Origin of the sequence: Alteribacillus persepolensis (assembly GCF_900099605.1) — a bacterium.
In the GTDB taxonomy this organism is placed as follows: domain Bacteria; phylum Bacillota; class Bacilli; order Bacillales; family Marinococcaceae; genus Alteribacillus; species Alteribacillus persepolensis.
In genome coordinates, this window is the sequence record NZ_FNDK01000053.1 from 1 (window position 1) to 3,776 (window position 3,776).

At 41.0% G+C, this 3,776-nt stretch carries 3 protein-coding genes and 1 pseudogene; 1 reads left to right on the forward strand and 3 read right to left on the reverse strand.

Annotated features, from left to right (window positions below; all coding sequences use genetic code 11):
• Positions 1-120 precede the first annotated feature (120 nt).
• Positions 121-370 (forward strand): annotated as a pseudogene (locus BLT18_RS18630) (IS110 family transposase); the annotation flags it as partial.
• A gap of 205 nt (positions 371-575) precedes the next feature.
• On the opposite strand, the gene BLT18_RS17750 reads toward BLT18_RS18630, so the two are convergent.
• The 3 genes from BLT18_RS17750 to BLT18_RS17760 all read right to left on the reverse strand — a co-directional run.
• The gene (locus tag BLT18_RS17750) at positions 576-1,040 is read right to left on the reverse strand and encodes a DinB family protein (protein WP_175487600.1); all 465 of its coding nucleotides are present in this window, start codon (positions 1,038-1,040) and stop codon (positions 576-578) included.
• Between the two features lie 721 nt (positions 1,041-1,761).
• Complete coding sequence (locus BLT18_RS17755) at positions 1,762-2,748, reverse strand: aldo/keto reductase (RefSeq protein ID WP_091277086.1); 987 nt, start codon at positions 2,746-2,748, stop codon at positions 1,762-1,764.
• 799 nt (positions 2,749-3,547) lie between these two features.
• A partial coding sequence (locus BLT18_RS17760; RefSeq protein WP_139184769.1) for an OmpA family protein occupies positions 3,548-3,776 on the reverse strand: 229 nt, incomplete at its 5' end.

Below are 3,776 nucleotides of genomic sequence, written 5' to 3' on the forward strand. Positions count from 1 at the left end.
ACTAGAGGGATAAGTTATTCCAAACAACAAACCTTATAGAACCGAAAAAAGGGCTGTCAAAAGGTCATTTTTCATGACCTTTTGATACAGCCCCGTTGATTCCTGCTACAGGCGGACGCTTTCCGCTATAGTATGCATGGGTTCCAAACACTTTTGGAATGGATGGAACTCCATAGAAAAGAAAATTAAGAAGGATCATGTCATATTCGATGTTGAACCCACAGGTTATTTTTGGCTTGGTTTAGCCTGTTTTCTCAGAGCTAGAGATTTTGACTTTGTGTTAGTTAACCCGATGCATGTCAATAAAAAAAGTAAAGAGCTAGATGATAACTTACCTACAAAACTGATACAAAGGATGCTCTATCAATAACCAAATCACTCCCTGTTACAAAAGCAGATTCATTAGATGCCAAATATAAAGCTCCCAGAGCAATGTCCACAGGTGAACCTATTAGTTCTGGTTTTTTGATTAAATTTTCACGTCTGAAATATTTAACAAAACTATTGAGTTTTCATAGAACTTTTGACACTACCTAGGAATGATACGCTATCTATTGGCATAAGTGATTCTTCCGTCAGCGGGGGTTAGACACCCTAGCTTGAACCACTCGTTTGAGTGACTGAATTTGGCCTAAGTGCATCGCTTCATGGTCCGCGATCATGGCCGCAATTTCTCCAAAAGTCTCCAATTCCATAAGTGGTTTTGACAATTTTTCAGCAAAGGCTTCATCAGGAATATCATGAATGCGGACATGCTGCTCTTTTAATTCAGCAAGAAGGGTTTCTAATGATGGAACTCCTTCTTTCCATTCCCGCGGTTTTGATCCAGTGTCAAAAAAATTAGCATACTCCGCCGGTAGCGTTCCTTTTCCTGGAAATAAATATAGTTCTCCTGCATATAGGACATGTCCTACTTGCCAACGAATATGGTTATTGAAACCAACTGGAATCACGTCAGCCATTTCTGGTGAAACACCCTCTAACGCCTTCATGACTCCTTCTCTCGTTCTAGTAAACTGCTGTTTAATAAGATTGACCATTTCCATACCTCCTAATAAAATAACTAATGTAAATTATAGTCAGAATTATTGGTAAAGTCAAAAAATAATCTCGTAAGTAACCAACTTCATTACCGTAATCCACTAATAGGCGGAAACTCTGCTGATCTTGCCTTCCCAAATTAGCATCTTTCCACCTCCTTTTTTGCACTAAGACTTTCCATAAAAGTGTCCGCCAAGCCGTAATAGTCCCAATATCGTAGAGTTTGCACTGTGGCCCCCTCCTAATTGAAGCGATGTTCCCACGTTCCTACCCGATCGGCGCAATTCACATTTGGAAAATAATCATTTATTGTTTCATTTTGCTTTCTAATACTCGTAAAATTGAACAAGTACACTATTAAAATAACGATTATGAATGCCATAACCATTTACTTCACCCCAAATATTCAATTTATTAAATCAATTATGTTTGTTGAACAATTCTGCCTAGTTACTTTAAATACAAAATTTCATAATCGCTTTTAAAATTTAATCTGGAAATCCAACTTTCTTTATAGGCGTTGCTCCATAATCTGGCCCTTTTGTTGAAGAGAATCTGGTTTTTCAATAACTAACTATTACATCTATTACATTCACAATTAAAGAATGGGCCTTAATTGTATTTTTCTTTTTGCAATCATTGTAATTAGAAATGCCTTGTAACCATCATGTCTCTATCACAAAAAAACCGCGACCGGGGTGGACGCGGTTTTTTGAATGCTTAATTGCTGTTTGGCAGTGGAGCCTCTGGAGAAATAAGCTTCTGCTCCCGCATTTCCTGCCAGAACGCAGCTGGTATGTCTGCCTTCATGGCTTTCATATTCTCCTGAATCCGCTCCGGGCGGGTTGTTCCCGGTATAACGGCTGCGACAGCCGAATGGGCCGCGGAAAACTGCAGGGCTGCTGCGATAAGATCGACCCCATGCCGGTTGGCTATGTCACTCATACGGTTTACGCGGGAGGTGACCTCCGATGGAGCTTCTCCATATTCGTAATGTGAGCCGCCGGCGATAATGCCTGAGCCATATGGCGCACCGACAACAATGCTCATACCTTGTTCTTGGGCGCCAGGCAGCAGGCGCTGCAAGGCATGTTCGTGGTCAAGCAGAGTATAGCGGGTGGCCTGCAAGCTGATATCTGGATTGGCGTTTTCCAGGTCCAGTGCCAGTTCAATCGGCTCCGTCCGGTTCACACCAATTCCCCACGATTTGATAACCCCTTCGCTGCGGAGTTTTTCCAATTCACGGAAAGCCCCGTTCCTGGCTTCATCAAACCGGGAGATCCAATCATCACCGTGAAAGTCCGGGGAAATATCATGAACGTAGATGAAATCAAGCCGATCGGTCTTCAAGCGTTCTAAACTCTGCTCGATGGACTTGCGTGTGCCTTCCGCACTGTAGTCATCAATCACTTTATTTTTGCGTCCGTATTGAAACAACCCTTCTTTTTCTTCGGTTTCATCGGTTATGTAGCGTCCTACCTTAGAACTCAATACATAATCGTCCCGGTTATGCTTTGACAGCACTTCCCCAAGCCTTAGTTCCGCAAGTCCGGCCCCATAGAATGGTGCGGTGTCAAAGTAGCGGATACCGTTGTCCCAGGCCGCTTCAATGACGGCCTTTGCTTCGTCTTCAGGGATATCCCGATACATATTGCCTAAAGGGGCAGTGCCGAAACCTAATTTTCCATTTTGTTTTAAATCTATCATGTGTATACCTCCTTGATGATTAAAGACTTAACATAATGTAACGAAGAAATTATCCTGAATACAAATCATTTGCTTAAAAAAAGGAAACCACTTTGAATAGTAACCGTTATGACACTCTTGTAAACATGTGTGAGCACATACTTCAAAACTAAAAACAGAGATTTTTGTCTGATCTGGATTTCAAGCTGCTGTCAAATCGGTGTTATAACTGCTTTCTCAAGCTCTTGCATTCCATAGAAAAATTCATTTTTTGAGAATGAAAAATCGATTGAAGGCATAGGGGAAGAATAATTAATGGGGGTTAAAAGCTTTTTTATCACGATAAATCACCCTTATGAGTTGTTACTAACTCAAGGGTGATTTATTTTAAATGGGTATGTACCACACATGTAGATGATATTGCCTTAGCTGCTACCATGATTTTTACTTTATAAATTTGATTAGACAATCAAAACAAGAAATATAACACTTTTAGGATGTAGGGAAAATTATAAGACGTGTAAAGATAACATATTTAGGACATCACTCAAAGATTCCACAAGAAAGCTTCTGCTACATAGGTAATTAGTGTATATCAAAAGTGTTTATGGCAGACTAAAATTGTAACATTCGTAATCTAATTTCTGATATTCCACCAGACAAAAAAGAGCCACTTGCCAACCTCCAAAAATAACTTCACACTCCTCGTTGGACCAACAACGTTCAGCAGGAGGTTATTAGGAGATGTTAGCAATGGCTCAGATTGATTATAGCTGTCTTTTTCTACCGTCTTCTCCTCTCTCCATCACCGACGTGCCATTTACGCTTCCTTTGGTATGATAATCATTTCGACTCGGCGGTTTTTTGCGCGGTTTTCTTCGTTATCATTGGGAGCAGCCGGCTCTCTTTCCCCAAATCCTTTCGTTGAAAAGCTGAATTGATCCAGCCCCTGTTCTTCTAAAAGGTAAGTCTCCACAGCTTCTGCGCGTTTTTGCGATAACTGCTGATTGTACGCCGCATCTCCTTGGTTGTCGGTATGTCCATGAATG